Origin of the sequence: Sphingobium fuliginis, assembly GCF_004152845.1 — a bacterium.
Classification (GTDB): Bacteria; Pseudomonadota; Alphaproteobacteria; order Sphingomonadales; family Sphingomonadaceae; genus Sphingobium; species Sphingobium fuliginis.
Genome location: NZ_SEON01000005.1, coordinates 360,876 through 368,170 on the forward strand (window position 1 = coordinate 360,876; position 7,295 = coordinate 368,170).

At 66.4% G+C, this 7,295-nt stretch carries 7 protein-coding genes; 4 read left to right on the forward strand and 3 right to left on the reverse strand.

Annotation, left to right across the window (positions count from 1 at the left end; genetic code table 11):
- The 3 genes from EWH10_RS14610 to EWH10_RS14620 all read right to left on the reverse strand — a co-directional run bounded on the left by EWH10_RS14610 (position 1) and on the right by EWH10_RS14620 (position 3,571).
- Positions 1-645, reverse strand: a complete 645-nt coding sequence (locus EWH10_RS14610; protein WP_044661858.1) for an XrtA/PEP-CTERM system exopolysaccharide export protein — start codon at positions 643-645, stop codon at positions 1-3.
- A gap of 146 nt (positions 646-791) precedes the next feature.
- Positions 792-2,024 (reverse strand): pyridoxal-dependent decarboxylase, exosortase A system-associated, encoded by a 1,233-nt coding sequence (locus EWH10_RS14615; protein ID WP_065847053.1) that lies wholly within the window; start codon positions 2,022-2,024, stop codon positions 792-794.
- Positions 2,021-3,571: an acyl-CoA ligase (AMP-forming), exosortase A system-associated gene (locus tag EWH10_RS14620; RefSeq protein WP_229742605.1), complete on the reverse strand. Its 1,551-nt coding sequence runs from the start codon at positions 3,569-3,571 to the stop codon at positions 2,021-2,023. The genes EWH10_RS14615 and EWH10_RS14620 overlap by 4 nt, the downstream gene beginning before the upstream one ends.
- 49 nt (positions 3,572-3,620) lie before the next feature.
- Between EWH10_RS14620 and EWH10_RS14625 the strand changes: the two genes are divergently transcribed.
- The 4 genes from EWH10_RS14625 to EWH10_RS14640 all read left to right on the forward strand — a co-directional run bounded on the left by EWH10_RS14625 (position 3,621) and on the right by EWH10_RS14640 (position 7,171).
- Positions 3,621-4,628 (forward strand): GNAT family N-acetyltransferase, encoded by a 1,008-nt coding sequence (locus tag EWH10_RS14625; RefSeq protein WP_044661856.1) that lies wholly within the window; start codon positions 3,621-3,623, stop codon positions 4,626-4,628.
- Between the two features lie 28 nt (positions 4,629-4,656).
- Complete coding sequence (locus EWH10_RS14630) at positions 4,657-4,947, forward strand: acyl carrier protein (protein WP_025549642.1); 291 nt, start codon at positions 4,657-4,659, stop codon at positions 4,945-4,947.
- A gap of 264 nt (positions 4,948-5,211) precedes the next feature.
- On the forward strand, positions 5,212-6,114 hold the full coding sequence (gene lgt, locus EWH10_RS14635) for a prolipoprotein diacylglyceryl transferase (RefSeq protein WP_170825636.1): 903 nt from the start codon (positions 5,212-5,214) through the stop codon (positions 6,112-6,114).
- Positions 6,104-7,171: a class I SAM-dependent methyltransferase gene (locus tag EWH10_RS14640; protein WP_044661855.1), complete on the forward strand. Its 1,068-nt coding sequence runs from the start codon at positions 6,104-6,106 to the stop codon at positions 7,169-7,171. Before lgt ends, EWH10_RS14640 begins: the two co-directional genes overlap by 11 nt.
- Positions 7,172-7,295: the final 124 nt, after the last annotated feature.

Sequence of the window (7,295 nt, forward strand, 5' to 3'; positions counted from 1 at the left end):
TCAGAACATGCTTTCGGGAATGATGATGACGTCGCCGGGCGCCAGCATGACATTCGCCTTGCTGTCGCCGCGCTTCAGCAGGTCGCCGAGGCGGACCTGATATTCCTGCTGCTTGCCGGTTTCCTTGTTGAAGCGGACCAGCTTCGCCCTGTTGCCCGCCGCATATTCGGAAAGGCCGCCGACCGAGATCATCGCGTCGAGCAGCGTCATATTGGCGCGATAAGGGATGGAGGCGGGCTTTTCGGTCGCGCCGACGATCCGCACCTGCTGGCTGAAGGTGCCGGAGAAATTGTTGACGATCACCGACACCAGCGGATTTTCGATATATTTGCCCAGCGCCACCTTCAGGTCGTCGGCCAGTTGCCGGGGCGTCTTGCCGACCGCCGGCATGTCGGAAATGAGCGGCGTGGTGATGCGCCCGTCGGGCCGCACCTGCACCTTCGCGCCGAGATCGGGATTGCGCCAGACGAAGATGGTGAGGTCGTCGAGCGGCCCGATCACATATTCCTCGCCCGGCCCCTCCTGCGTCGAAACGAAGGACGCCGGCGGCAGATTGGGCGCGCCCCCGCCCGAAGCGCAGCCCGAAAGAGCCAGAGCCGGCAGGGACATGCCGATCAACGCACGGGAAAGTGACAGGAAACGCATAGATTCACCCCTTTTCGCGGCCGCGCCGACAGCCGCCAAAGGGAGGCGCCGGCAACCGTCAAGCACTCAGCTTCGACGGCCTTCTTGCCCCGAAAGGGTAAAAATAGCGTTAGGAGTTAAGTTATTGGCAAATCAGTTGATTAAAATCAGCCGATCAGCAGTTCCCGAGGCGCCGGATGACCGAGAAAAGCCGCCGGGCTGGCCGAGGCGCCATAGGCCCCCGCCAGGAAGATCGCGATCAGGTCGCCCTCCTCCACCGGCGGCAGCGCGACCTTGTCCCCAAGCCTGTCGATGGGCGTGCAGAGGCAACCCACGACCGTTACGGCCTCCGCCGCGGGCGCTTCCCCGAAGCGATTGGCGACGGCGATGGGATAGTTGCGGCGCACCACCGTGCCGAAATTGCCGCTCGCCGCGAGCTGGTGATGCAGCCCGCCATCGACGACGACGAAGGTTTCGCCCTGGCTCTTCTTCACATCGACGATGCGGGTGAGGTAAACGCCTGCCTCCCCCACCAGCCAGCGGCCCAGTTCCATGGCGAAGGCGCTGTCCTGCAATATGTCCGCCCGCCCGTCGATCAGCCGGCCCAGCGCGTCCCCGATGGGCCGGATGTCCAGCCGTTCGTCGCCGGGAAAATAGGGAATGCCGAAGCCGCCGCCCAGATTGACCAGCGGGGGCACCGCGCCGATGCTGTCGGACAGGCGGGTGGCGAGATCGATGGTCGCCGCCTGCGTCTCGATCAGCGCCAGCGCCCCCAGCGCCTGGCTGCCGGCGAAGATATGCCAGCCGCGCCATTGGGCCCCCGCATCGATCACCCAGCGCGCCAGCGCCGCCGCGCGCTCCGCGTCCACGCCGAAGGGCTTGGCGCCGCCGCCCATGCGCATGCCGGACCCCTTCAGGTCGAAATCCGGGTTCACCCGCACCGCCAGCTTCGGCGTCCTGCCCCGCTGCTCCGCAAGGGCGATGGCCCGTCGCGCCTCCCCCTCCGACTCAAGGTTGATCGTCGCGCCGCTGTCTATGGCGACGATCAGTTCATCGTCGCGCTTTCCCGGCCCGGCGAAGCTGATATGGGCAGCGTCCATCCCCGCCTCCAGCGCCCGGGCCAGTTCCCCGCCCGACGCCACGTCGAAGCCGTCCACCAGCTTCGCCATGCGCTCCAGCAGGGGCGCATGGGGATTGGCCTTCACCGCATAATGGAGCGACAGCGTCGCGGGCATGGCGTCGCGGAAGGCCCGCGCCTGCCCCTCGATAATGCCCATGTCATAGACGAACAGCGGCGTGTCCCCGGCCTCCTCCACCAGGCTGGCCGCGCCGCAGCCGCCGATCAGCAACATGCCCTCCTCGCCCGCGAAGAAGGGCGGGATTGGTCCCATCGGCTTCATGCCGCAAATTCCTTCGCCAGCGCCACGCGGTCGATCTTGCCATTGGGATTGCGGGGAAATTCGGAAAGCATGACGATCTCGCGCGGTTGCATGAAATTGGGAAGCTCCTGCCGAAGCCGTGCCTCCACCTGCGCCTTTAGCTCCGGCGAAGCGCCGCGCAACAGCAACAGCACCGCCTGCCCCAGACGATCGTCCCGGACGCCCAGCGCAACCGCTTCGGCAACGCCCTCCACCGCGACGGCCGCTTCCTCGACCTCCGTGGGGCTGATGCGGTTGCCGGCGGACTTGATCATGGCGTCATCGCGTCCGACAAAATAAAGCAGTCCCTGCGCATCCCGGCGCACGGTATCGCCCGACCATACCGCCATGCCGCCATAGTGGGAGCCGACGGGCGCCGGTTTGAACCGTTCCGCCGTGCGCGCCGGATCGCGCCAATAGCCCTGCGCCACCAGCGGCCCGCAATGCACCAGTTCACCCGGCTCATCGTCGCCCGCAATCGAACCGTCCGGGCGAACGACCAGTATCTCCGCATGGGGAATGGCCGATCCCATGCTGTCGGGGCGGCTTTCCACCAGCGCGGGCGGCAAATAGGTCGAGCGGAACGCCTCGGTCAGTCCATACATGGGGTAGAGGTCCGCGCGCGGAAACAGCGCCCGCAACTTCGCCACCAGGGGCCGCGTCAGCGCGCCGCCGCTATTGGTGAGCCGCCTGAGCTTCGCCGCCACATCGGCGGGCCAGTCCAGTTCGGTCAACTGCACCCAGAGCGGCGGCACCCCCGCCAAGGTGGTGATGTCCCACCGATCCACCGCCTTCACCACGTCGCGCGGCGTCAGATAATCGAGCGGACAGGCGCATCCGCCGGCGAACCAGGTGGAAAACAGCTGATTCTGTCCATAATCGAAGCTGAAGGGAAGCACGCAAAGCGTCCGGTCCTCCGCCGTCAGCTTCAGATATTCCGCCACCGATACAGCGCCCAGCCAGAGATTGGCGTGGCTCAGCATCACGCCCTTGGGCCGCCCGGTCGATCCGCTGGTGTAGAGGATTGCGGCCAGTTCGTCGGGCGTGGCATGGGACGGGGCCAGCGCCTCCCCGCCGCTCATCGCGCAGGCTGCATCATCCTCCCGGTGCAGGTCGCATCGCCCCGGCACGTCGCCCGGCGTCAGGGTCGCCAGACGGCTGGCCGTCCCGATCAGCAGCGACGCGCCGCTGTCCGCCAATATGTGCGCGACCTGGGCATGTTTGAGCAGCGGATTGACCGGCACATGGACCAGCCCGGCGCGGGGGGCGGCGAGCGGCATCAGGGCCGCGACCGGGCCCTTTGCGACCCAGCTTGCGACTCGCGCGCCCTTGTCCAGCCCGAATCGGGCAAGCCATGCCGCCAGCCGCCCCAATGTCGCTTCCAGCTCCGCATAGCTTTGCGTGCCCGAGCGCCCGTCCAGCGCGGGCCGTTCCGCGTCGCCGCGCAGCAGCAGATGGTCGATCGGCCGCACCTGCGCGCCGTCGATCATGGGGTCCGCCATGGGCGCGGGGTAATCGCTTAACTCCATCTCCAGACTTTTTTCCTAAAGGCGATGCTGTCGACGGGGAGATAATGGTTTGCTGGTCGCAAGGGAATATCGCAGCGTCGCCCAAGCGCGTCAGGTGCTGGGTTCAGCGCTCGACCGCGCCGGCACGCCGTCGCTGTTCGACCGCATCGACTGGTTCGAATCGCTCCATGCGCATTGCTTTTCCACGACGGACGTCCGCATCTTCCAGGCGTTGGAGGGGGAGTGTCAGGCATGGCTTTTCCTGCTTTCGTCCGGAGCGGGACGGCTGGGCGCGCTCGCCAACTGGTACAGCTTCGATTGGGGGCCGGTCTTCCTTGGCCCTTTGGACGAGACCGTCCGTCGTCGCCTGATCGAAGTCATCGCCCAGTCTCTGTTGACGGACAGCGCCCAGATCGACCTCTATCCGGTAGCTGCCGCGTCGGACATGCTGCTCGACGCCTTTCGCCGTGCAGGCTGGTTCAGCGTCCGGCGGCCGATGGGGGGGCGGCATATGCTGCACCTGAATGGGCGGACTTTCGAGCAATATTGGGCGCAACGGCCCGGCCGCCTGCGTACGCTGATCGCGCGCAAGAACCGCGCGAGCCGCTTCACCCTCAGCATCGCAGACCGGCTGACCGAGGCGCTGTGGCGCGACTATGCCGCCGTGCAGGAACGAAGCTGGAAGAAGCCGGAGGCCGATCTCGGCTTTCTCCATGCGCTGGCCCAGCGGGAAAGCGCCGCCGGGACGCTCCGGCTGGGCTTCGCGCGGCTGGAGGAGCAGCCGGTGGCGACCCAGCTATGGACGGTGGAGAACGGCACCGCCCTCATTCACAAGCTGGCCCATGACCAGGCGTTCGACGGCGCCTCCCCCGGCAGCCTGCTCAGCCATGCGATGTTCGCGCACGCCATCGATCGCGATCATGTCGCGACGATCGATTATGGAACGGGCGACAATGGCTACAAGACCGACTGGATGGAGGAACGGGAAACGCTCTACCGGCTGGATTTCTTCAACCCCCGACGCGCTTCGGTCTGGCTGCCCGCCGCGCGTGCGGCCATTTCGGCGCTTGTAGGTTAGCTGCGGAACGACTAGGTAGGCGCCCATCATGCGGGCGGACAATGCACAACCGGTCGACCGGGCAATGGATATTGAAACGATGATGCGCGCCTTGCTGCGCGATGTGCTGGCCCTGTCGCAGGACCGGGTAGACGCCTTCGATGCGGATACGCCGCTGTTCGGCGCGCTGCCGGAACTGGACTCCATGGCCGTTGCGGGCCTGCTCACCGAGATGGAGGACCGCTTCGGCATCCTGATCGAGGACGAGGATATAGACGGCGATACGTTCGAGACGTTCGGCTCGCTCGTCGCCTTTGCGCGGGCGAAGATCGGGGGCTGAATTTCGGTTTGCGGCGTGTGGAATCAGGTTTCCCCGCGCTGGCGGATTTTGAAGGGGTGAGGACGGTCGGATGGCGGGGATGCCCGATCCGTCGTTGGGGAAGGCAGGATTGCAAGGTCGGTCCTGACGCATGCCAAGCCCCTGTCTGGTCGAGTGGCGCCAAGGCCGCCGCAACTCGCCACCACCATGGCCGGGAACGTCGTTCGGACTCCATGAACCGGCCCGGTCAACTTCCTCCCTTTCCTCCGTCCCCCACCTTGCTCTATGGCGGGGGCCGAATTTCCCAAGGGGAACGCCAACTTGATCCTTGACCTTGCCGCCGCCGCTTCGGGGGCCATCCGCTTCGACCAGCTCGGCCTCAGCCCTGTCGCGCTCGACCTCGGCTTCTTCACGCTGAAATGGTACAGCCTCGCCTATCTGGCGGGCATATTGATCGGCTACTGGTATCTGCTGAAGCTGATCGCCCAGCCCGGTTCGCCCATGGCGCGCCGGCATGCCGACGACATGATCTTCTATGCGACGCTGGGCATCATCATCGGCGGGCGGCTGGCCTATGTCTTCTTCTACCAGCCCGAAATCCTCCGCCATCCGCTGGACATCTTCAAGCTGTGGAACGGCGGCATGTCCTTCCATGGCGGGGCCATCGGCGTGTCGCTCGGCATCCTCTACATGGCGCGCAAGGAGAAGCTCTCCTGGCTGCGCATCCATGATTTCGTGGCCTGCTGCGTGCCCTTCGGCCTGTTCTTCGGCCGCCTCGCCAATTTCGTGAACGGGGAGCTGTGGGGCAAGGAAACCGATGTGCCCTGGGCGATCGTCTTCCCGACCGGCGGCGCCTTCCCCCGCCATCCGAGCCAGCTTTACGAGGCTTTCCTGGAAGGCATAGTGCTGTTCCTGATCCTCGCCTTCGCCTTCTGGAAGACCCGCGCCCGCTACAAGCCCGGCATGCTGGTGGGCATCTTCCTGCTTGGCTACGGCATCTTCCGCTTCGGCGTCGAATATTTCCGCGAGGCCGACGCGCAGCTCATGGAATTCGCCGCGCGCACCGGCCTGCACATGGGCCAGTGGCTGTGCGTGCCGATGATCCTGGGCGGCCTGTACCTGATCTTCACCGCCAGGAGCCGCCGCGTGCGCGTGGAACCGGTCGCGGGCAGCGCGAGTGTCAGCTGAACCCAGCCTGTCGGAACGCCTGGCGCGCCAGATCGCGTCGGGCGGGCCGATCTCCATCGCCCATTATATGGCGGAGGCGAACCAGCATTATTACGGCACTCGCGACCCGCTGGGCGCCGCCGGCGACTTCACCACCGCGCCGGAGATCAGCCAGATGTTCGGGGAACTGGTCGGACTATGCCTGGCGGACGTCTGGATGCGGTCGGGCAGCCGGCCGGAGATCGGCTATGTCGAACTCGGCCCCGGCCGCGGCACGCTCGCTTCCGATGCCCTCCGGGCCATGGCCGGCCTGTCGCTCGTCCCACGGGTGCATTTCGTGGAGACCAGCCCGAGCCTGCGGGAGCGGCAAAGGACGATCATCCCCAACATCTTCCATCACGACACTGTCTCCACCCTGCCCGAACAGGGGCCGCTGCTGGTCGTCGCCAACGAATTTTTCGACGCGCTGCCCGTGCGCCAGATCGTGCGCAGCGGAAAGGAATGGCGCGAACGGGTGGTGATCTGCCCCGATCCGGGCCAGCCCGATCGTTTCGCGCCCATGGCTGGCTATCGCCGCGTCGAGTCGGGCATCCCCGCCCTCGCCGCCGAAGCGCCGGAAGGCGCGATATTGGAAACGCCGCTGGCCGGGGCCGCGGTCGCGCTGGAACTCGCGCACAGGATCGCCCGGCAGGGCGGCGCCGCGATCATCGTCGACTATGGCTATGAGGGGCCGGCCTTGGGGGACACGTTGCAGGCGGTGCGAGCGCACCGCTTCGCCGACCCCTTTCTGGAGCCGGGCGAAAGCGACCTCACCACCCATGTCGACTTCACCATGATCGGCAATATGGCGCGGCAGGCGGGGCTTCGGGTGATGGGGCCGGTCGGTCAGGGCGCTTTCCTGCGCCGGCTGGGCATCGACGCCCGCGCCGATCAGCTCGCCCGCACGACGCCGGCCCGCGCCGAGGAGGTGGAGGCAGCCCGCCTGCGCCTGACCGCCGGGGATGCCATGGGGACGCTGTTCAAGGCGATGGCCTGGGTGCATCCGGATTGGGCGGAACCGGCGGGGTTTGAGGGCTAGAGTATCCGTGATGATCAAGCTGGAGATTGCGTCCAGCATCGATCGGCTTTGAGCATGGCGTTCGCGGTGACGACGAGCTTTCGCATGACGGCGGTGATGGCGATCTTGGCGGGCTTTCCGGCAG

Coding starts and splice junctions, on each gene's coding strand:
- EWH10_RS14610 (WP_044661858.1), bottom strand. CDS start 645: ATGCGTTTCCTGTCACTTTCCCGTGCGTTGATCGGCATGTCCCTGCCG.
- EWH10_RS14615 (WP_065847053.1), bottom strand. CDS start 2,024: ATGAAGCCGATGGGACCAATCCCGCCCTTCTTCGCGGGCGAGGAGGGC.
- EWH10_RS14620 (WP_229742605.1), bottom strand. CDS start 3,571: ATGGAGTTAAGCGATTACCCCGCGCCCATGGCGGACCCCATGATCGAC.
- EWH10_RS14630 (WP_025549642.1), top strand. CDS start 4,657: ATGCGGGCGGACAATGCACAACCGGTCGACCGGGCAATGGATATTGAA.
- lgt (WP_170825636.1), top strand. CDS start 5,212: ATGGCGGGGGCCGAATTTCCCAAGGGGAACGCCAACTTGATCCTTGAC.